Origin of the sequence: Micromonospora sp. CA-249363 (genome assembly GCF_050950185.1) — a bacterium.
In the GTDB taxonomy this organism is placed as follows: domain Bacteria; phylum Actinomycetota; class Actinomycetes; order Mycobacteriales; family Micromonosporaceae; genus Micromonospora.
Window position 1 is genome coordinate 4,783,287 of record NZ_CP192020.1, and the last position, 20,755, is coordinate 4,804,041.

At 71.3% G+C, this 20,755-nt stretch carries 13 protein-coding genes; 11 read left to right on the forward strand and 2 right to left on the reverse strand.

The features are described 5' to 3' along the window. Positions 1–499: 499 nt before the first annotated feature. Positions 500–799, reverse strand: coding sequence for a ribosomal protein L7/L12 (locus tag ACQPZK_RS21165; RefSeq protein ID WP_433534674.1), 300 nt, complete (start codon positions 797–799; stop codon positions 500–502). Positions 800–1,126: 327 nt separating this feature from the next. Beyond that, positions 1,127–3,832 carry an MGH1-like glycoside hydrolase domain-containing protein gene (locus tag ACQPZK_RS21170; protein ID WP_433534675.1) on the reverse strand — a complete coding sequence of 902 codons (2,706 nt, stop codon included), beginning with the start codon at positions 3,830–3,832 and terminating at the stop codon, positions 1,127–1,129. A 42-nt stretch (positions 3,833–3,874) separates the two neighbouring features. Between ACQPZK_RS21170 and ACQPZK_RS21175 the strand changes: the two genes are divergently transcribed. From ACQPZK_RS21175 to ACQPZK_RS21225, 11 genes are all read left to right on the forward strand, one after another. Beyond that, a complete protein-coding gene (locus ACQPZK_RS21175) occupies positions 3,875–5,818 on the forward strand; it encodes an amylo-alpha-1,6-glucosidase (RefSeq protein WP_433534676.1) in 1,944 nt (647 codons plus the stop codon). Positions 5,819–5,955: 137 nt separating this feature from the next. Next, positions 5,956–7,290 carry a glycosyltransferase family 4 protein gene (locus ACQPZK_RS21180; RefSeq protein WP_433534677.1) on the forward strand — a complete coding sequence of 445 codons (1,335 nt, stop codon included), beginning with the start codon at positions 5,956–5,958 and terminating at the stop codon, positions 7,288–7,290. Positions 7,291–7,373: 83 nt separating this feature from the next. Further along, entirely contained in the window at positions 7,374–9,278 is a 1,905-nt protein-coding gene (locus tag ACQPZK_RS21185; protein ID WP_433534678.1) for a protein kinase domain-containing protein, read from the forward strand. A gap of 178 nt (positions 9,279–9,456) precedes the next feature. Next, entirely contained in the window at positions 9,457–11,031 is a 1,575-nt protein-coding gene (locus tag ACQPZK_RS21190; RefSeq protein ID WP_433539259.1) for a serine/threonine-protein kinase, read from the forward strand. A 103-nt stretch (positions 11,032–11,134) separates the two neighbouring features. Continuing rightward, complete coding sequence (locus tag ACQPZK_RS21195; protein WP_433534679.1) at positions 11,135–11,944, forward strand: metal-dependent hydrolase; 810 nt, start codon at positions 11,135–11,137, stop codon at positions 11,942–11,944. A 794-nt stretch (positions 11,945–12,738) separates the two neighbouring features. Further along, positions 12,739–13,749 carry a LacI family DNA-binding transcriptional regulator gene (locus ACQPZK_RS21200; protein WP_433539260.1) on the forward strand — a complete coding sequence of 337 codons (1,011 nt, stop codon included), beginning with the start codon at positions 12,739–12,741 and terminating at the stop codon, positions 13,747–13,749. A gap of 101 nt (positions 13,750–13,850) precedes the next feature. Next, positions 13,851–15,155, forward strand: a complete 1,305-nt coding sequence (locus ACQPZK_RS21205) for an ABC transporter substrate-binding protein (protein WP_433534680.1) — start codon at positions 13,851–13,853, stop codon at positions 15,153–15,155. 63 nt (positions 15,156–15,218) lie between these two features. Then, complete coding sequence (locus tag ACQPZK_RS21210) at positions 15,219–16,187, forward strand: carbohydrate ABC transporter permease (RefSeq protein WP_433534681.1); 969 nt, start codon at positions 15,219–15,221, stop codon at positions 16,185–16,187. Between the two features lies 1 nt (position 16,188). Continuing rightward, entirely contained in the window at positions 16,189–17,070 is an 882-nt protein-coding gene (locus ACQPZK_RS21215) for a carbohydrate ABC transporter permease (protein ID WP_433534682.1), read from the forward strand. Continuing rightward, entirely contained in the window at positions 17,067–19,307 is a 2,241-nt protein-coding gene (yicI, locus tag ACQPZK_RS21220) for an alpha-xylosidase (RefSeq protein WP_433534683.1), read from the forward strand. The genes ACQPZK_RS21215 and yicI overlap by 4 nt, the downstream gene beginning before the upstream one ends. Continuing rightward, positions 19,304–20,701 carry a GH1 family beta-glucosidase gene (locus tag ACQPZK_RS21225; protein WP_433534684.1) on the forward strand — a complete coding sequence of 466 codons (1,398 nt, stop codon included), beginning with the start codon at positions 19,304–19,306 and terminating at the stop codon, positions 20,699–20,701. The genes yicI and ACQPZK_RS21225 overlap by 4 nt, the downstream gene beginning before the upstream one ends. Positions 20,702–20,755 lie beyond the last annotated feature (54 nt).

Consider the following 20,755-nt stretch of genomic DNA (forward strand, 5'->3'; position numbering starts at 1 on the left):
TCGGCGCCCCGCACCCGCACCCGCACCCGCACCCGCACCCGCACCCGCACCCGCATGATCGTGCTCGATCCAGGATGTAGTGGCCTCCGGCGCCGAGGACACCACTACAACAGGGATCGAGCGCGATCATGCCGCGCCTGCCGGCAAGATCCGCACAGTTTCGGCGATGTTGCTGGCTCAGGCCGCCGTGATGCAGCAGCATCACTGAAGTTGCGCGGATCTTGCGGCGCAGCAGACCTTGCAGCGCGGCAGATCTTGCGGCGCAGCAGACCTTGCGGCGCCGCGGATCTTGCGGCGCCGCGGATCTTGCGGCGCCGCGGATCTTGCGGCGCAGCAGACCTTGCGGCGCCGCGGATCTTGCGGCGCAGCAGACCTTGCAGCGCCGCGGATCTTGCGGCGCAGCAGACCTTGCAGCGCCGCGGATCTTGCGGCGCAGCGGATGTTGCGGCGCAGCGCGGCAAGGGTGGGGTCAGCGGCGACGGCCTACGAGGGCTGACAATCAGCCCAGGCCGCGCTGCCGGGCGAGCAACTCGACGGCGTCCTTGGCCTCCCGCAAACCGACACCGGTTGCCTCCCGGTATGCCTTGATGGCCTGGATCTTGCGGCCGGCGAGCAGCTCTTGCAGGACCGCCCCGGGGGCCTCGAGTTCCGGCTCGCGGATGTCGAGATGCGCCATGATCAGATCCAGCTTGCGCTCGACCACGGCGAGCCGGCGAGCCAGCTGAGCCGCGTCGGAACGACGGCCACCCCCGGCGACCAGGAACACGAGCACGAGCGACAACACGACGGCGATGGGCACTGTCCACTCCATAACGCGCCATTGAACACCGACGCGGGTACTGACACCACGCCCGCTTCGGGTCCGATGGTCAAGCCCGTCCGGCATGCGTGATCTTTCCGGCCGGCCCGGCATGGCATCCGCGTCATCCCGCACCCTGATCCGCGCACACCCGCACACCCGCACACACCCGCGCACCCGCGCACCCGCGCACCCGCGCACCCGCGCACCCGCATGATCCGCGCACTTTCGGTGAAGTTGCTGCTTCCAGCCGCCGTGATGCAGCAACATCGGTGAAGTTGCGGGGATCTTGCGGGTACGGACGCGATCATGGCGGGCAGGGCACCGTCAACGGCGCAGGGTGAGGATCAGGTCGGCGACCAGGGCGGTCCAGCCGGTCTGGTGCCAGGCGCCCAGGCCGGCGCCGTTGTCGCCGTGGAAATACTCGGGGAAGGCGACCAGGTCCCGCCAGTCGGGGTGGGTCTGGAACAGGTGCGCTGCCCCGTAGATCGGTCGACGGCCCCAGTCGTCCTGCGTGAACAGCGAGATCAACCGTGCTGACAGGTCGTCGGCGATCTCGTCCAGCGAGAGCTTCACCCCCGAGCGCGTCGGATACTCCACCTGGAGGTAGTCCCCGAAGAACGCGGCGTAGTCGCGCAGCGCGCTGATCAGCAGGAAGTTCGTCGGCATCCAGATCGGCCCACGCCAGTTCGAGTTGCCGCCGAAGAGGCCGCTGGTCGACTCGGCCGGCTCGTAGCCGACGGAGAACTCCTGCCCGCCCAGGTTCACCGAGAACGGCTTGTCCAGGTGTGCGCGGGACAGCGTACGGAGGCCGAAGTCGGAGAGGAACTCGTCGGTGTCCAGCATCCGGGCGAGCAGCCGGACCACCTGTTCCTGGCCGACCATGGACAGCAGCCGCTGTTGGCGACCGTCCGGGCCGATTCGTCGGGTGCCGATCACCTGGGCGTACTCGGGGCGGTTGGTGAGGAACCAGCGCAGCCGCGCGCCCAGCTCCGGCAGGTGGTGCAGGGTCTTGGCGGTGAGGCGGGTGGTGGCGGCCAGCGGCAGCAGCCCGACCACCGAACGGACCTTCAGCGGCACCTTCGTGCCGTCGGCGAGCCGCAGCACGTCGTAGAAGAAGGCGTCCTCGTCGTCCCACAGCCCCTGCTCGTACGCGGCGGCGGCGATGTACAGGAAGTGCTCGAAGAACTTGGTGGCCGTGTCCACCCAGGTCCGGTCGTGCTCGGCCAGCACGATGGCCATGTCGAGCAGGTTGAGCGCGTACATGGCCATCCAGCCGGTGCCGTCGGACTGCTCCAGCACGCCGGCCACCGGCAGCGCCGCCGAGCGGTCGAACGGCCCGACATTGTCCAGCCCGAGGAAGCCGCCCTCGAAGACGTTGTTGCCGCCGGTGTCCTTGCGGTTGACCCACCAGGTGAAGTTCAGCAGCAGCTTGTGCATCACCCGGCCCAGGAACTCGAAGTCCTTGCCGCCGTCGATCTCGAACACCTTGAGCGCCGCCCACGCGTGCACCGGCGGGTTCACGTCGCCGAACGCCCACTCGTACGCCGGGATCTGCCCGTTGGGGTGCAGGTACCACTCGCGCAGCAGGAGCAGGATCTGCTCCTTGGCGAAGCCCGGGTCGACCCGGGCGATGCTCACGCAGTGAAAGGCCAGGTCCCAGGCCGCGTACCAGGGGTACTCCCAGGGGTCGGGCATGGAGATCACGTCGAAGCTGGTCATGTGCCACCACGCGCTGTTGCGCCCGTGCCGACGCCCGGCCGGCGGTGTCGACCCGGGGTCGCCGTCCAACCAGCGCTTGACGTCGAAGTGGTAGAACTGCTTGCCCCACATCAACCCGGCGATGGCCTGCCGGGCCACCAGCGCCTCGTCGGCCGTGGCAGCCTCCGGGATGACGTTGGCGAAGAACCGGTTCGCCTCGGCCCGCCGGGCCCACACCACCGACTCGAAGCCGTCGCGCAGGTCCGCCGGGGGCGGCGGGCCGGCGGCCGGGGGCGACGCGGTACGGGTCAGCCGCAGGCGGATCTGGCGCTGCCCGCCGGCCGGCACATCGAGCACGTAGTGCAGCGCGCCCTTGGTGCCCTCGCGAGCCGGGTTGACCGTGGGCGCGCCGTTCACGACGTGGTCGTTGATGCCGTCCTTCGGGTACGGCGAGCGGCCCGGCAGGCCCCAGAGCCGTTCGGCGTTGGTGTCGTTGTCGCAGAGCAGCGGCACCGGGCCGCCGTCGCCCTCGAGCAGCAGTTGGCCGAGCACCCGGTGCTCACCGACCAGCCGGGTGCCCTCACCGGTCAGCCGGGGAATCCGGTCGCCGCCGGGCAGTCCCCAGGCCCAGGTGTTGCGGAACCACAGGGTGGGCAGCACGTGCAGTGTCGCCGCCTTGTCGCCCCGGTTGGCGACGGTGATCACCATGCAGAGGTCGGTCGGGGACGCTTTCGCGTAGTCGACGGTCACCGCCCAGTACCGGTCGTCGTCGAAGATGCCGGTGTCCACCAGCTCGTACTCGGTGTCGTCCCGGCCGCGCAGCGCGTTCACCGCGACGAGTTCGTCGTACGGGAAGGCCGCCTGGGGGTAGTGGTAACGCCAGCGCATCCAGGAGTGCGTCGGGGTGCTGTCGAGGTACCACCAGTACTCCTTGGCGTCCTCGCCGTGGTTGCCGCCGTCGCCGCCGAGGCCGAACATCCGCTCCTTGAGGATCGGGTCCTTTCCGTTCCAGAGCGCCAGCGCGAAGGCGAAGGTCTGCCGGTCGTCGCAGACGCCGGCCATCCCGTCCTCGTTCCACCGGTAGGCTCTGGACCGCGCATGGTCGTGTGGGAAGTAGTCCCACGCCGTACCGTGCTCGCTGTAGTCCTCCCGTACCGTCCCCCACGCCCGTTCGGACAGATAGGGACCCCATGCACGCCAGTCCTGCTCACCCGAGTCCGCCTGGGCGAGCCGGAGCCGCTCAGCGTCGGGTGGCGAGGCGTCGGAGGACGATCCGTCAGTGATCACGTGCACATCTTTGACGCCGCCGCGGTACTTCACCACAGCGGCCATTCTCGCCGTGGCGTGTTACACCTCGGCGGCGGTGGAGGAAAGTTGATCGACATTCGTTTCGGCCCGCAGGTCTGTGGCGACCTGACCAGCGCTTCCAGCCGGGAGTGGCTGGTGCCCGACGGCCTCGGCGGGTACGCCATGGGCACCGTCGGCGGGTTGCGGACCCGCCGCTACCACGGTCTGCTGGTGGTGCCGGGAGATACTCCAGCGTCCCGTCAGGTGGGACTGGTCAGTCTCGACCCGGCCGTCACCCTGCCGTCCGGGGCGCGGGTACGCCTCGGCGCGCACGAATGGTCCTCCGGCGACGTCGACCCGCGCGGCTTCGAGCTGCTGGAGCGCTTCGAGCTGGTCGACGGGCTCCCCCGCTGGCGGTGGCGGATCGGCGGGGTCGTGATCGAACGCGAGCTGGCCATGCTGCCCGGCCGCTCCTGCGTGGCCGTGGTGCACCGGCTGGTCGCCGGCGGTCCGGTACGGCTGGAGCTGTCCGCCGCGTGCACCTGGCGCGACGCGCACGGCGAGCGGCGGGCCGACGGGCCGACTCCGCAGGTCGAGACCGTCGCCGACGGCGCGGTGGTCGAGGGCGCGTACCGGCTCGCCGGTCCGGGCTGGGCACCGGAGGGGCAGTGGTGGCTGGGCGTGCACCACCGCGAGGAGGCCAACCGGGGCCTGCACCCGGACGAGGACGTCTGGTACGCGGGTCGCTTCACCGGGGAGCTGGAACGTCCCGGCGACACGGTGTCGGTGCGGGCCTGGGCGGGTCGGCTGGACGAGGAGCCGCCGCCGGCCGACGAGATCGTGGCGACGGCCCGACGACGCAACCGGCAGTTGGTGGCGACGGCCAAGCCGGCCGACGACGTGGACGCGACGCTGGCGCTGGCCGCCGACGCGTTCGTGGTCCGAACCGGGCAGGCGGCGGTCGACGTGGTGGCCGGGTATCCGTGGTTCGGGGCCTGGTCGCGCGACACGATGATCTCGTACGAGGGGCTGTTCCTCTGCACCGGTCGGGCCACCGAGGGGCGGGAACTGCTGCGGGCGTACGCGGCGACCCTCTCCGAGGGGATGCTCGCCAACACGGCCGACACCGGCCGGGTGGAGTACAACACCGTCGACGGCACCCTGTGGTTCCTGCACGCGGTGAGCCGGCACGTGACGGTCACGGGCGACACGGATCTCGGCGACGAGCTGCTGCCCGCGCTGCGTACGGTCGTCGACGCGCACGTTGCCGGCACCCGGTACGGCATCGCCGTCGACCAGACCGACGGGCTGCTCACCCAGGGCGCCCCGGGCACCGCCCTGACCTGGATGGATGCCCGCGTCTACGGCGTCCCGGTCACCCCGCGCACGGGCAAGCCGGTCGAGGTCAACGCGTTGTGGATCAACGGGCTGGCCGGGCTCGCCGAGTTGACCGAGCTGGCCGGGCACGACGCGGGCGGGTTGTGGCGACTGCACGCGCAGGCCACCGCCTCGTTCCGGGAACGGTTCCCGGCCCCGACCGGGTGGCTGCACGACGTGCTGGACGCGCCCGCGCCGGCGTACCCGCTGGGTGGGGCCGCCCTGCACGACGACGACGCGCTGCGGCCCAACCAGTTGCTGGCCTGGTCGTTGCCGTTCGCGCCGTTGGAGCCGGACGAGGCGACGCTGCGCCGGGTCGCGAACGGGTTGCTCACCCCGCTCGGACCGCGCAGCCTCACCGAGGATGCGCCCGAGTTCGTGGGTCGCCATCGGGGCGGCCCGGCCGAGCGGGATGGCGGCTATCACCAGGGCACGGTGTGGCCGTGGCTGCTCGGGCCGTACGTGGACGCCGCCCGCCGGGGCAAGATGTCAGTCGATGACGTATTGATTGGTATTGAGTCCCATCTGACCGAATATGGGCTAGGCTCGGTAAGTGAGACGGCCGACGGTGTCGCGCCGCACTCCGCGACCGGCTGCCCGTTCCAGGCGTGGTCGGTGGCCGAGCTGCTGCGGGTGCGCCGAAGAGGCCAGTAGCGCTTTACATGACCGCAACGGCGGTGTCTCCGCTGGTTATCTCGGCGCCGGCAGGATTGGCCCCGATCCAGACGCGACGGCGACATCGACTCCGGTGTCGGTCGGCGCGCGCCCGGGGACAACTCAAAGGGGGCCGCATGTCACCCGATGCCCACGTGATCGACATCAACCCCGCCCGCCAGCTACGGGTGCTGATGCTGTCGTGGGAGTACCCGCCGGTGCTCGTCGGCGGCCTCGGCCGCCACGTCCACGCCCTCTCCGTGGCCCTGGCCGCCGCCGGGCACGAGGTCACCGTCGTCACCCGCCACGCCGAAGGCGCACCCCTGGAGGAGTACGCCGACGGCGTCCGCATCCTGCGCGCCCCCGAAGACCCCGTCGCGTTCCCCCTCGCCACCGGATCGCTGCTCGCCTGGACGATGGCCTTCAACCACACCCTCACCCGCACCGCCCTGCGCGCCACCCAGGCCGGCACGTACGACGTCATCCACGCCCACGACTGGCTCGTCGCGCACACCGCCGTGACCCTGTCCGAGCATCTGGACCTGCCGCTGGTCACGACCATCCACGCCACCGAGGCGGGCCGGCACCAGGGCTGGCTGCCCGAGGAGATGAACCGCACCATCCACGGCGTCGAACACTGGCTCAGCGGGACCTCCACCCGCGTGATCACCTGTTCGGGTTACATGCGGGACCAGGTCAGCGCGCTGTTCGACGTACCGGCCGGGCTTGTCGACGTGGTCCCCAACGGGGTCGACGACCGGGCCTGGCGGGCCCGACCACGCGCGGTCGCGTCGGCCCGCGCGCGGTTCGCCGCGGACGGTCCCCTGGTCGGGTACGCCGGCCGGCTGGTCTACGAGAAGGGCGTCCAGCATCTCGTGCACGCGGTGCCCCGACTGCGCGAGCGGCACCCCGGGCTGCGCGTGGTGATCGCCGGCGACGGTCCGTACCGCCCCGAGTTGGAGGCCGAGGCCCGTCGACTCGCGCTCGGCTCGACCGTCCGCTTCACCGGCTTCCTCGACGCCACCCAACTGCCGGCGGTGCTCGGCGCCACCGACGCGACGGTGGTCCCCAGCCTCTACGAGCCGTTCGGCATGGTGGCGCTGGAGGCCGCGGCGGCCGGGGCGCCCCTCGCGGTGGCCCGTACCGGCGGCCTCGCCGAGATCGTCGAACCCGGCGTCACCGGCGTGACGTTCCCGCACAGCGACCCGGTCGCCCTCGCGGGCGCGGTCGACCGACTGCTCGGCGACGAGGTCTTCGCCCGGCGGGTCGCCCGGCGGGCCCGGACCATGGTCGGCGAACGCTACGGATGGACCACCATCGCGGCCCGCACCGCCGCCAGCTACGCCGCCGCCCGTCGCGACCACGGCCCGCTCCAGGCTCGCCGGGCCGCCGCCCGACTGGCCGGCGGACGGGACCGGATCGCCATTCCGGAGGGCAATCTGCTCGCCGCCGCCGACCACGCCGCCTCGTGAGCTAGGTCGGACGACCGATAGGTACGTTCCGATCCGCTGGTTAGGGTGTACACCGGACAGCGGCTGAGGAGGAGCGTGCGCAGGTGCTGATCGCCGGTCGGTACCGGCTGCTCGACCTGGTGGGCCGCGGGGGCATGGGTCGGGTCTGGCGAGCCCGCGACGAGATGCTGCATCGCGAGGTCGCCGTCAAGGAGGTCGTACCGCCGAACTGGCTGGCCGACAACGAGCGGGCCGAGCTGCGCTCGCGCACGCTGCGCGAGGCGCGCACCGCGGCCCGTCTCAACCACCCCGCCGTGGTCCGGCTCTACGACGTCGTCCAGGTCGAGGGCAGTCCGTGGATCGTGATGGAGTACGTACCGTCGCGCACCCTGCAGGACGTGCTCGACGCCGAGGGGCCCCTCGATCCGGTCCGTGCCGCCCGGATCGGCCTGGCCCTGCTCGACGCCCTGGAGGCCGCGCACGTCGCCGGGGTGCTGCACCGCGACATCAAGCCGCAGAACGTGCTCGTCGCCCACGACGGCCGGGTGATGCTCACCGACTTCGGCCTGGCCACCTTCGACGGCGGGGACGGCGCGATGACCCGTCCCGGGATGGTGCTCGGCTCCCCGCAGTACGTCGCCCCGGAGCGGGCCGCGGAGGGAGTGTCCACGGTGGCCGCCGACCTGTGGTCGCTGGGCGCCACCCTGCACGCCGCCGTGGAGGGCCGCTCCCCGTACGCCCGCAGCAACGCGATGGCCACCCTCAGCGCGCTGGCCGCCGGCCCACCGGACCCGGCGCCGCACGCCGGTCCGCTCGCGCCGGTGCTCGACGGGCTGCTACGCCGCGACCCCCACGACCGCCTCGACCACGACGGGGCCCGCCGGCTGCTCGCCGCCGCCACCGGCCGCACCGACCCGCCGGACGGTCCCCCGCACGCCACAGCCGGGCCCGACGCCGCTCTGCCCACGCCAGGACCGACCGGCCCGACAGCGCCGACCAGCATCGCCGACGTGACGAGCGTCCCCGGCCCGACCGGTCCTACCGCTGCGGCCAGCGCTCCGGCCGCGACCGGATCGCCCGCCCGGGCGGCGTCCACTTCCGGGGAACCGGCCGCCCCCGCCAGCGGGCGACCCACGCCCGACGCGCCCGGCAGCGGCGTCGGCCCGCCCGGAGCCACCCCCTCCGAACACCGCACGAACACCGACCCGGATATCCGGCAGCGGGAGGAGCCCGCCATCCCCGCGGCAGCGCGAGCGGCCCGCCGGCCGGCGGCGCGGCGGGCGGCGCTGGTGGTCACGGCGCTGCTCGTGGCGGCCGCCGCCGGTGTGGGCACCGCGCTGGCCGTGGCCGGTGACGTCCCGACCGGCACCGCCGGGCCGACCACCACCCCGACCACCGGCCAGGTGGACGACGGTCGAGGGCCGGACGGGGAGTACGGCGACGACCGGGGCGGCCCGCACCGCGGCGGCCCGGGTCGGCCGCCGCCCGGGGGCCGTGACGTGCCCCCACCGCCGTTTCCCTGCGTCCGCCCGGACGTCGTCGGCGCACCGGTCTCGGTCGGGTCACCCGCTGCGGGCGAGCGGTTCCGGCCGCCACCGGGATGGGTGTGGCACTCCGACACCACCGGCTTCCGGGTCTCCGTCCCGGCGACCTGGTACTACTCCCGGGAGGGCACGGTGGCCTGCTTCCAGGACCCGGCCACCGGCCGAGCGTTGAGCGTCGCCGAAGGCGGTGCGGCCGACCCGATGACCCGGCTGCGCGCCGCCCGCGACGAGGCCGCCCGGGCCGGAGCGCTGCCCGGTTACGAGGAGATCCGGCTCGCCACCGGCGACGATGACGCCGAATGGGAGTGTCGGTGGGTCGCCCCGGACGGCCCGCGAATCCACGCCCGGCAACAGATCGTCGGCGAGTCGCGCTGGACGCTGGGTTGGATCACCGACGACCGTGACTGGGCCACCGCCGACGGGGACTGGACCACGGTGCGAAAGAGTTTCCGACCACCCCGCTGACCTGCGCCGTATGGCCCTGCTCAGCCCTCCGTCCGGCGTGGATCGAGGCCGCTCAGCGGATGAGAAAACCGGCGACGGTGGCTATCGTGTAACTCAGGGTGACCGAGGGGGAGCGGCCGTGCAGCAGTTGCTGATCGCGGGTCGGTACCGGCTGCTCGACCTGGTCGGCACCGGCGGGATGGGCCGGGTATGGCTGGCCCGCGACGAGATGCTGCACCGGGACGTGGCGGTGAAGGAGGTCGTACCGCCGGCCTGGCTGGCCGAGGCCGAACGCGCGGAGCTACGACTGCGGACGCTCCGCGAGGCGCGCACCGCCGCGCGGCTCAACCACCCCAACGTCGTCCGGCTGTACGACGTGGTGCACGACGGTGAGAACCCCTGGATCGTGATGGAGTACGTCGCATCCCGGTCGGTGCAGCAGATCATCAACGCCGAGGGCCCGCTCAACCCCGCCCGTACGGCCCAGATCGGGCTTGCGGTACTTGCCGCGTTGCGGGCCGCGCACACCGCCGGTGTCCTGCACCGCGACGTGAAGCCGCACAACGTGCTGGTCGCCGACGACGGGCGGGTCGTGCTCACCGACTTCGGCCTGGCCACCTTCGACGGTGGCGACGGGGCGATGACCGGCCCGGGCCTGGTGCTCGGCTCTCCACAGTTCGTCGCACCGGAGCGGGCGCGTGACGGTGTGTCGGACCCGCGTACCGACCTGTGGTCGCTGGGCGCGACGCTCTACGCGACGGTCGAGGGGCAGTCCCCGTACGCCCGCTCCAGCGCGATGGCGACGCTCAGCGCGCTGGCCACCGAGCCTCCGGACCCGATGCGTCGGGCCGGCCCCCTGGGCCCGGTGATCAGCGGCCTGTTGCAACGCGACCCCTGGCGGCGATTCACCGCCGCCGAGGCCGAGCCTCTGCTGCGCGCCGCGGCGGCGGCCGACCACGACCGGCCCACGCCGGCACGGTCCACCGCGGTGGCGGCGGTCCGCGGCGCGGGCCGGGCCGCCGGGTCCGCCCCGGTCCCCGCGAAGGGTCCCGCGCCGGGCGCGGCGACACCGGTCCACCGCCCGACGGACCGCGCCGTGGGCCGACGCGGACGGCTCATCGCCTGGGGCGGCGCGGCGACCGCGGTGGCCCTCCTCGTCACCGGTGGCGTCACGGCGGCGCTGCTGCACCGCCGGGACGACCGCACGCCGCCGTCCGGCTCCGGCGGGGGCGCGACCGCCACCCGACCAGCCGCGTTCGCCTGCGCCACACCCCCGCCACCGACCGCCACGCCGGTGCCCTCGGTGCCACCACCGAAGGACGCGCGGTACGGGCTGCGCGACGGCTGGACCTGGCACGACGACCCGACCGGCTTCCGCGTCGCCGCGCCGGTGGCCTGGGCACGGTGGACCGAAGGGGCGGCCACCTGCTTCCGCGAACCCAGTGGGGCGCGGGTCCTCAGCGTCGAGGCGGGGCCGCTGCGCACCAACCCGGTGGCGCACTTCGACGCCGAGGAGAAGCGGCTCCTCGGCGCCGACGCGCTCCCCGGCTACCGCAAGGTGGACATCTCTCCGCTGGACGTCTTCGACGGCGGGGCTCTCTGGGAGTGCAGTTGGGAGAACGCCGCCGGCGAACGGGTGCACAGCATCCGGCTGCTCGCCAACACCTCGGCCGGACGCGCCTACACCGTCTCGTGGTTGACAAAGGAGTTCGACTGGCAGGTCAACGCGGCATACTTCGTGATGATCCGGCAGAGCTTCACGCCCACCCTCTGACACTGTCCGTTGTGGACGAGTCAACTGACGCCCCTGCGACACCGACGCTGGCTACAGTGGCGTAGTTTTGGCGCTCAAGATCCCTGGGGAGGGTGAGCCGAAGATGATGGGACCGTCGCACGCGCTGTCCGGCGCGGCGGTATGGCTGGCCGGGTCCTGGGCGCTGGACCAGTTCGCCGACTACCACCAATCGCCTCTGGCGCTGGCGGTGGGCACGGCGGTGTGTGCGGGTGGGGCGCTCTTCCCGGACCTCGACCTGTCCGGCAAGGTGACCCGCAACCAGGGTGGCGCCACCGTCGCCCGTACGTTCGGGGTCTTCTCACTCTTCGTCGCCGAGGTGATGGAGAAGATCTCGCTCGGCGTCTACTACGCGACGAAGCTCAGCAAGGATCCGCGTCGCAACAACGGGCACCGGACGCTCACCCACACGCTCCCGTTCACCCTGCTGGTCGGCTGGGGCACCACCGCGCTCTGCGCCGCGTACGGCAAGTGGGCGGTGATCACGATCCTGTTCTTCATGTTCGGCCTCGCCCTGCGCGGGCTCTTCGACGAGTGGGCCGAACGGGCCGGCTGGGTGATCGTCACGCTCGCGTCGGCCGGAGCCGCCTGGTTCACCTTCGCCAACCTGCCGGGCGGGCGGGGTTATCCGCTGATCGGTACGGCCGTCGGGGTGGGCTGCTTCGTGCACATCCTCGGCGACATGATCACCAGGGCGGGTGTGCCGATCCTCTGGCCGATACCGATCCGCCGCCGCATGTGGACGATGATCGGCCTCCCGAACAGCATCGCCCTGCGCACCGGCAGCAAGACCGAAGTCGTCGTCCTGCGCGCCGTGCTGACCGTGGTCGTGGTGCTGGCCACCGCCGGCCTCATCGCCCCCTCAGTCCTGCAACGCCTCAACATCGACGTCTAAACCGCGCCCCCGCCCGCGCCCGGGCGCGCCGCGCCCACCGCGCGCCCCGGGCCCACCGCGTCGATCTTGCACTTTCGGATGCCGATCCGCCCCATTTCGCGTCCTATGTCGCCACAGAAAGTGCAAGATCGACGCGATGAGAGGCGTCGCCGATGTCAAGATCGTGCTCGATCCAGGATCCAGTGGCCTCCCCGTCACGCCGACACCACTGGATCCTGGATCGTGCGCGATCATGCCCAGGCTGGCCGGGCGAGGAGCGCGCGGGACCCATCCAGTCGCGCCGATCTTGCACTTACTGTTGACGAAATGTTCAGTATGGCACTCTTTGTCGGCACAGAAAGTGCAAGATCGACGCCACGGATCGCCGCGCCCCGCGCCCCGCGCCCCGCGCCCCGCGCCCCGCGCCCCGCGCCCCGCGCCCCGCGCCCCGCGCCCCGCGCCAAGATCCTCACAACATCACCGAAGTTGCTGCCTCAGACGCGCGGGAAGCAGCAACATCGGTGAAGTTGCTGCCTGAGACGCGTCGGAGGCAGCAACATCCCCGATATTGCTGCCCGCGGCACGCCCTTGGCGCGCCGAGACTCGGCCTGGCACCCGCTTCGCGCGGCGTGGGCGTGCCCTGGGGTCGTCTGCGGATCGCCGACGCCAGGCACGCGGGACTTCTTTTCGACATCGGCTATTGACGGTGCCGTAACACGTGACCTAGCGTCTGTCGAAGCGTTTCGTCGAAACGCTTCGACGATCTTCCGGAAGCGATTCCACTCCGGGCCGGAGGAGGTGCACCAGTGGCCACGATGCACGACGTCGCCCGCCTTGCGCAGGTCTCGGTCAGCACCGTGTCGTACGTGCTCACCGGCGCCCGGCCGATCTCCCAGGCCACCCGCGCCAAGGTGCTCGCGGCCATGGCTGAGCTGGACTACCAGCCCAACGCGATGGCCCGAGGGCTGGCCAGCCGGCGTAGCCGCATCCTCGGCCTGCTGATGCCGATGGACGAGCGTGGTCTGGGCGCGACGGAGACGGCGTTCGTCACCGGCGCCGCCGCGGCGGCCAGCGCCGTCGGCTACCACCTCGTGCTCTCGCCGGTCGGTGGCGGAGACCTCGACGACCTGCGACGGCTCGCCAGCCAGCGAATGCTCGACGGCGTCGTGCTGATGGAGGTGCAGCTCGCCGACGAGCGGGTCACCGTGCTCCAGGAGGCGGGGGTGCCGCTGGTGCTGATCGGGCGTACCGGCGATGCCAGCGGGCTCTCCTTCGTCGACATCGACTTCGAGCAGACCGTGCGGGAGGCCGTCGCGCACCTGGTCGGTCTGGGGCACCGCCGGATCGTCTACGTCAACCACTCGGCCGCGACGCTGGCCAGCGGTTACGGGCCGGCGTTGCGTACCCGGGACGCCTTTGTCACGGCCATGACCGGCCACGGCCTGGAACCGATCATGATCCCGGCCGAGGACAGCGCCGCCGGCGGACGGGCGGCCCTGGCCGCCGCGCTCGCCCGCGCCCCGGAGCTGACCGCCCTGCTGGCGATGAACGAGACGGCGCTCTTCGGCATCCTCGGTGAGCTGACGGGGCGTGGGCTGTCGGTGCCCGACGACGTATCGGTGGTCTCGATGGTCACCTCGCCGCAGGTCGCCGAGCTGGCCACCCCGGCGCTGACCGCGATGACCTCGCCCGGGTCGACCCTGGGCCGGATCGCGATCGAGGCGCTGGTACGCCACCTGGACGGGGCGGGCGACGAGCGCCACCAACAACTGCTGCCGTGCGTGCTGGAGGTCCGAGGTTCGACCGCCGCACCGCGAACAGAGTGACCCCATGGGGTCTGACCAGTGAAAACGGCCCGCCGCCGCGCGGCAACGCGACGACGGGCCCAGTGAGATACCGGGCTCGATACTCACCGAGGAGGATAGCAATGCAGCGATTCCGCCGGATCGTCGCGGCGATCGCCCTGGCGGCGACCGCGACGACCACCGTGGCCGCCTGCGGCGGCGGCGAGAGCGAGGACGACAGCGGGGCCAAGACCCTCAAGCTCTGGCACTACGAGAGCGAGAACAGCGCCATGGGGGTCGGCTGGGACAAGGCGATCGAGATCTTCAAGGCCGAGCACCCGGGCGTCGAGGTGCGCTTCGAGCGCAAGGCGTTCGAGCAGATCCAGCAGAACGCCGGCATGATCATCAACTCGTCCGAGGGCCCGGACATCATGGAGTACAACAAGGGCAACGCGACGGCCGGCCTACTGTCGTCGCAGGGTCTGCTGACCGATCTGAGCGCCGAGGCCGACAAGCGCGGCTGGGCCGGCAAGCTCAGCCCCAGCCTCCAGACAACCGCCCGGTACAGCGACAAGGGCGTGATGGGGTCGGGCAACTGGTTCGGCGTGCCCAACTACGGCGAGTACGTCACGGTCTACTACAACAAGGACCTGTTCGATCGCAACGGCGTCAAGGTGCCGACCACGCTGGCCGAGATGACCGCCGCGATGGACACCTTCGTCAGCAAGAAGATCACCCCGCTGGGCATGGCCGGCGCGGAGTACCCGGCCGGGCAGCTCTTCTACCAGCTGGCGCTCTCCAAGGCCGACCGGCAGTTCGTCGACAACTACCAGCTCTACAAGAACCCGGTCGACTTCAAGGCCGACCCGCTCAAGTACGGCGCGGACACGTTCGCCGAGTGGGTGCGCAAGGGTTACGTCGCCAAAGACTCGGCGAGCCTCAAGGCCGAGGACATGGGCACCGCGTTCATCGCCGGCAAGACTCCCATGATCGTCTCGGGTAGCTGGTGGTACGGCCGGTTCAAGACCGAGATGAAGGCCAACTGGGACACGTTCCTCTTCCCCGGCAACACCCTCAACGCCGGGTCGTCGGGCAACATCTGGGTGGTCCCGTCGAACAGCAAGGCCAAGAGCCTGGCGTACGACTTCATCGACATCACCCTGCGCCCCGAGATCCAGGACCTGATCGGAAACAACGGTGGCGTCCCGATCGCCGCCGACGCCTCGAAGATCAGCGACCCGAAGGACCGCAAGCTGATCGAGGACTTCAACACGGTCAGCAAGCAGGACGGCCTGGCCTTCTACCCGGACTGGCCGGTGCCCGGCTACTACGACGTGCTGGTGGGCGGTTTCCAGGGCCTGATCAACGGATCGAAGTCCCCGGACCAGGTGCTCGACACGATCGCCAAGCCGTACGCCGATGGCGTCAAGGAGATCACCGGCAAGTGACACGGCGAGCGGCGGGCGCGACCGACACGATTGGCGCGCCCGCCCGGCCGGGAAGGATCTTCCATGGCAGTCTCCGAGACCGTCGCCGCCGTACCCCCGACGGCGACGCCCACCCCGCCGACACCCCGCCGCCGACCGCGCGGCCGCGACGCGGCGTACTGGCTCTATCTGATCCCCGGCGCGGCGCTGTTCCTCCTGGTGATCGGCGCGCCGCTGGTCGGCACCGGCTACCTGTCGCTGACCAGGTGGTCCGGCATCGGCGACCCCACCTTCGTCGGGTTCGACAACTACCAGCGGCTGCTGGACGACGACGTGTTCTGGGCGTCGTTCCGCAACACGGTGGCGATGATCGTCGCGATGGTGGTGGTGCCGACCCTGCTCGGGCTGCTGCTCGCCTCGGTGCTCTTCGACGTCATCGGACGCCGCTTCAAGCCACGTACGGCCGCCGCGCTGCGCGCCGCGTTCTACCTCCCGCAGGTACTGCCCGTGGTGGTCGCCGGCATCGTGTGGGGCTGGATCCTGCGCCCCGACGGCGCGTTCAACAGCCTGCTCGACGCGGTCGGTCTCGGCGCGCTGCGCCACGACTGGCTCGGCGACCCGGACACGGCCCTGCCGGCCGTGATGGCGGTGATGATCTGGGTGCAGATCGGCTACCCGGTGGTCGTGTTCATGGCCGCGTTGCAGCGGGTGGACCCGGAGCTGTACGAGGCGGCCGAGGTCGACGGCGCGAACTGGCTGCACCGGTTCCGGGCGATCACCCTGCCGCAGATCCGGCCGGAGACCTTCGTGGTCGCCCTGACCTGCACCATCGCGGCGTTGAAGGTGTTCGGGCCGATCTTCGCGCTCACCCGGGGCGGCCCGGAGAACGCCACGAACGTGCCGTCCTACTTCGCCTACTACACCTTCTTCAAGAAGCTCCAGGTCGGCTACGGCTCGGCGATCTCCACGGTGCTCACACTGATCATCGTCGTGGTGGCCGGAGTCTTCATCTGGTGGCAGGCGCGCGCCGAGCGCCGGGACCGGGGGTTCTGACATGGCCGTGACGCTCATCCCGGCCCCGACGCCGGTCCGCCGGCCCGCCCGCGACCGGCACCACCGCGGCGGAAGCCGCTGGGTTGTGCTCGCCCTGGTCACCGTCGGCGCGCTCGTCATGCTGGTGCCGTTCGCGTTCATGCTGCTCAACGCGTTCAAGTCGCCCGGTGACTACTCGTCGGCCGGGCCGCTGAGCTGGCCCAGCGAGTTCTACACCAAGGGCCTGCGAACGTACTGGAACGAGGTCGACTTCCCGCTCAAGCTGTGGAACTCGGCGCTCATCGCCGGTTCCGTGGCGGTGTTCGGCGTCCTCGTGTCGCTGCTCAACGCGTACGCGCTGGGCATCGGTCGGGTCCGTGGCCGACTCTGGATCGTCGGACTGTTCCTGCTGGCCAACATGCTGCCGCAGGAGGCGCTGATCTACCCGCTGTACTACGTGGCGAAGGAGGTCGGCCTCTACAACACCCGGCTCGCGGTGATCATCATCTTCACCGTGATCCAGAGCGCCTTCGGCACGTACCTGCTGGCCTCGGTCCTGGGCACCTTCCCGCGCTCGCTGCTGGAGGCCGCCGCGCTCGACGGCGCCGGCAAGTGGACGGTGCTGTGGCGGGTGGTCTTCCCCAACCTGCGGCCCACCCTCGCCGTACTCCTCATCTTCTTCTTCATCTGGACCTGGAACGAGTTCCTCATCCCGCTGGTCATGCTGATCGACAACCAGACGCAGACCATCCCGGTCGCGCTCGCGTCGTTGCAGGGCGACCGCCTGATGGACGCCCCGACGACGAACGCCGGGGCCCTGATCAGCCTGGTGCCGGCCATCCTCTTCTTCCTCATCTTCCAGCGCACTCTGGCGCGCGGCATCACGGCAGGAGCCGAGAAGTGAAGTTCACCGACGGGTACTGGCAACTGCGCCCGGGGGTCAGCGTGCTGCGCCCCGGCGCGGTGGAATCGGTCGAGCCGGACGAGAGCGGCTTCACCGTCTTCGCGCCGGCCGGTCAGATCACCGGTCGAGGCGACACCCTGAACCGCCCCGTCGTCACCGTCCGGTTCTTCTCCCCCGCGCCGGGCGTCGTCGGGGTGACCATCGGGCACCACAGCGGCGGACTCCCCCGCGAGCCGCACTTCGGGTTGAACGCCGACCGCGCCCACCCGGTCACCGTCGACATCACCGGCATCAGCGCGTCGCTGACCACCGGCGAACTGACGGCGCGGGTCGCGCTCGTCGACGGCTGGCGGGTCCAGTTCCGGCACGGCGACCGCCTGCTCACCGCGTCCACCGCGCGCAGCGTCGGGATCGTCACCGACGGCCGGGGCCGCCGGCACGTGCACGAGCGGCTCGCCCTCGGCGTCGGCGAGACGGTGTACGGGCTGGGCGAGCGCTTCGGCCCGTTCGTCAAGAACGGCCAGACCGTCGACATCTGGAACGCCGACGGCGGCACGGCCAGCGAACAGGCGTACAAGAACGTGCCGTTCTACCTGAGCAGCGCCGGCTACGGGGTCTTCGTCGACCACCCGGAGCACGTGTCGTTCGAGGTCGGCTCCGAGGTCGTGGCGCAGAACCAGTTCAGCGTCGAGGGCCAGTCGCTCACCTACTACGTCATCGACGGGCCCACCCCGAAGGACGTGCTGCGCCGGTACACGGCGCTGACCGGCCGACCGGCCCGGGTGCCCGCCTGGTCCTACGGATTGTGGCTGTCCACGTCGTTCACCACGTCGTACGACGAGAAGACCGTGACCGAGTTCGTCGACGGGATGGTCGAGCGGGACCTGCCGCTGTCGGTGTTCCACTTCGACTGCTTCTGGATGCGCCAGTTCCACTGGGTCGACTTCGTCTGGGACCCGGCGACCTTCCCCGATCCGGAGGGGATGCTGCGCCGCCTGCACGAGCGCGACCTGAAGGTGTGCGTGTGGATCAACCCGTACATCGCGCAGCGCTCGTACCTCTTCGAGGAGGGCCGTCGGGCCGGCTACCTGGTCCGCAACCCGGACGGCTCGGTCTGGCAGTGGGACAAGTGGCAGGCCGGGATGGCGCTCGTCGACTTCACCAACCCGGACGCGGTCGCCTGGTTCACCGGCAAGCTCAAGGTCCTGCTGGACATGGGCGTCGACTGCTTCAAGACCGACTTCGGTGAGCGCATCCCCACCGACGTGGTGTGGCACGACGGCTCCGACCCGCAGCGGATGCACAACTACTACTCCTACCTCTACAACAAGGCCGTCTTCGAGCTGCTGGAGGCCGAGCGCGGCGAGGGTGAGGCGGTGGTGTTCGCCCGCTCCGCCACCACGGGCGGGCAGCAGTTCCCGGTGCACTGGGGCGGCGACTGCGAGTCGACGTTCGTCGCGATGGCGGAGTCGCTGCGCGGCGGCCTGTCCCTGGCGGCGTCCGGCTTCGGCTACTGGAGCCACGACATCGGCGGCTTCGAGGGCACCCCCGACCCGACGGTGTTCAAGCGGTGGATCGCCTTCGGGCTGCTCTCGTCGCACTCCCGGCTGCACGGCTCCGGCTCGTACCGCGTCCCGTGGGCGTACGACGAGGAGGCCGTCGACGTGCTGCGGCACTTCACCCGTCTCAAGCTCAGACTGATGCCGTACCTGGCGGCAGCGGCGGAGGAGGCGCACCGCGACGGAGTCCCCATGATGCGTCCGATGATCGTGGAGTTCCCGGACGACCCGGCCGCGGCGTACCTGGACCGGCAGTACATGCTCGGCTCCGACCTGCTGGTCGCGCCGGTGCTCAGCGCCGACGGTGAGGTCACCTTCTACGTCCCGGCCGGGACGTGGACGCACCTGCTGACCGGCGCCCAGCTCACCGGTCCGGCCTGGGTGACCGAGAAGCACGAGTTCGACAGCCTGCCGGTGCTCGCCCGGCCGGGCGCGGTCATCGCGTTCGGCACGCGCTCCGACCGGCCCGACTACGCCTGGGCGGACGGTGTCCGCCTGTGCCTCTACGCTCCGGCCGAGGGGCAGCGGCGGCGGGTGCGGATTCCGTCGCCCGGCCAGGGGGCCGGCGCGGAGTTCGAGGTAGGTTTCCGCGACGGCGTGGCCAGCGCGGAACTGGTGGCGGGTGAATCGTCGGCCTACCACTGTGTGGTGGCCGGGACGGAGGTGGCGGGACAGTGACGGCACATGCCTTTCCGGAGAGTTTCCTGTGGGGTTCGGCCACGGCGGCCTACCAGATCGAGGGCGCGGCCACCGAGGACGGCAGGGGCCCGTCCATCTGGGACACGTACAGCCACACGCCGGGGCGGACGCTGAACGGCGACACCGGTGACGCGGCCGCCGACCACTACCACCGCTGGGCGCAGGACCTCGACCACGTCGCCGAGCTGGGCCTGGGCGCGTACCGCTTCTCGATCTCCTGGCCCCGGGTGCAGCCGGGCGGCTCCGGCCGGTTCAACCAGGCCGGCCTGGACTTCTACTCGCGGCTCGTCGACGGCCTGTTGGAGCGCGGCATCCGCCCGGTCGCCACCATGTACCACTGGGACCTGCCGCAGGAGTTGGAGGACGCCGGTGGGTGGCCGGCGCGGGACACGGCGCTGCGCTTCGAGGAGTACGCGTCGGGGATCGTCGCCGCGCTCGGCGACCGGGTGCACACCTGGACGACGCTCAACGAGCCGTGGTGCTCGGCGTACCTGGGTTACGGTTCCGGCGTACACGCGCCGGGGCGGACCGAGCCGGCGGCGGCGCTGGCGGCCGTACACCACCTGAACCTCGCGCACGGCCTGGCCGGTCGCGTGGTCCGCGAGACCGCGCCGGCCGCCGAACTGTCGGTGACGCTGAACCTGCACGTCATCCGCCCGGCCTCGGACACGGCGGCGGACGTCGACGCGGCCCGCCGCATCGACGCGCTGGCCAACCGGGCGTTCCTCGGACCGATGTTGAACGGGGCGTACCCGGCCGACCTGCTGACCGACACGGCCGGCGTGACGGACTGGTCGTTCGTGCAGCAGGGCGACGAGAAGGTGGCCGCCGTGCCGCTGGACGTGCTGGGCGTCAACTACTACTCCAGCACCCTGGTCCGCGCCTGGGACGGGCACTCGGCCCGCTCGGACGCCGACGGCCACGGCGCGTCGGCGCACTCGCCCTGGGTGGGCGCCGACGACGTCGACTTCCTGCCGCAGCCGGGCCCGTACACGGCGATGGGGTGGAACATCGACCCGCCCGCCCTGACCGAGCTGCTGCTGCGGCTGCATCGGGACCACCCGGGCCAGCCCATGATGATCACCGAGAACGGCGCGGCGTTCGACGACGAGGTGGCCGCCGACGGCCGGATCCACGACGACCTGCGGATCGACTACCTGCGTCGGCACATCGGCGCGATGGCGGACGCCCGCGCGCAGGGCGCGGACGTGCGGGGTTACTTCGTCTGGTCGCTGCTGGACAACTTCGAGTGGGGTTACGGCTACGACCGCCGGTTCGGGATCATCCGGGTCGACTACGACACCCAGGAGCGCACCTGGAAGGACAGCGCGCACTGGTACCGACGCCTCGCCACCACGGGTCGCCTCGACTGACGTTGCGCCGATCTTGCACTTTCTGTCGCGACATAGGGTTTCTTTCACCCCATA

Excerpts from the sequence above, each read along its gene's own strand:
- ACQPZK_RS21195 (WP_433534679.1), top strand. The coding sequence starts at position 11,135 with ATGATGGGACCGTCGCACGCGCTGTCCGGCGCGGCGGTATGGCTGGCC.
- ACQPZK_RS21200 (WP_433539260.1), top strand. The coding sequence starts at position 12,739 with ATGCACGACGTCGCCCGCCTTGCGCAGGTCTCGGTCAGCACCGTGTCG.
- ACQPZK_RS21190 (WP_433539259.1), top strand. The coding sequence starts at position 9,457 with ATGGGCCGGGTATGGCTGGCCCGCGACGAGATGCTGCACCGGGACGTG.
- ACQPZK_RS21210 (WP_433534681.1), top strand. The coding sequence starts at position 15,219 with ATGGCAGTCTCCGAGACCGTCGCCGCCGTACCCCCGACGGCGACGCCC.
- ACQPZK_RS21215 (WP_433534682.1), top strand. The coding sequence starts at position 16,189 with ATGGCCGTGACGCTCATCCCGGCCCCGACGCCGGTCCGCCGGCCCGCC.
- ACQPZK_RS21170 (WP_433534675.1), bottom strand. The coding sequence starts at position 3,832 with ATGGCCGCTGTGGTGAAGTACCGCGGCGGCGTCAAAGATGTGCACGTG.
- ACQPZK_RS21180 (WP_433534677.1), top strand. The coding sequence starts at position 5,956 with ATGTCACCCGATGCCCACGTGATCGACATCAACCCCGCCCGCCAGCTA.
- ACQPZK_RS21205 (WP_433534680.1), top strand. The coding sequence starts at position 13,851 with ATGCAGCGATTCCGCCGGATCGTCGCGGCGATCGCCCTGGCGGCGACC.